Annotated in this window: 1 pseudogene; it reads left to right on the top strand. The window is 64.0% G+C overall.

From position 1 onward, the window contains the following. Positions 1-639, top strand: a pseudogene (locus EN750_RS37860) (CBS domain-containing protein); the annotation flags it as partial.

Genomic DNA, 639 nt, shown 5'->3' with positions numbered 1-639 from the left:
GCTTTCGTCCTTCCTGGCGCGGATTGGCGCGGCGATCGCCGACCGCGACACGCTGACCCTCAAGCATGAAGTCGACGACCTGCACCAGTCGGAACTCGGCGACCTGCTCGAGGCGCTGCATCCCGAACAGCGCCACGCGCTGGTCGAGCTCCTGGGCGCCGATTTCGACTTCTCCTCGCTGACCGAGGTCGACGAGGCGATCCGTATGGAGATCGTCGACAGTCTGCCCAATGCGCAGATCGCGCAGGCGGTACAGGAGCTCGATTCCGACGACGCCGTCTACATTCTCGAAGACCTCGAGAAGGAGGATCAGGACGAGATCCTGTCGCAGCTGCCGTTCACCGAGCGGATCAGGCTGCGCCGCTCGCTCGACTATCCCGAAGAGACGGCCGGCCGCCGCATGCAGACCGAGTTCGTCGCGGTGCCGCCGTTCTGGACGATCGGCCAGACCATCGACTACATGCGCGACGACCAGAATCTGCCCGAGCGCTTCAGCCAGATCTTCGTCATCGATCCGAGCTTCAAGCTGCTCGGCGCCATCGACCTCGACCAGATCCTGCGCACCAAGCGTTCGGTCAAGGTCGAGGAAGTGATGCACGAGACGCGGCACGCCATTCCGGCCACCATGGACCAGGAAGA

The organism is Mesorhizobium sp. M7A.F.Ca.ET.027.03.2.1 (assembly GCF_003999175.1).
Taxonomy (GTDB): domain Bacteria; phylum Pseudomonadota; class Alphaproteobacteria; order Rhizobiales; family Rhizobiaceae; genus Mesorhizobium.
The sequence above is the reverse complement of the archived record's forward strand: the minus strand, read 5'-3'. Positions and strand labels throughout refer to the sequence as shown.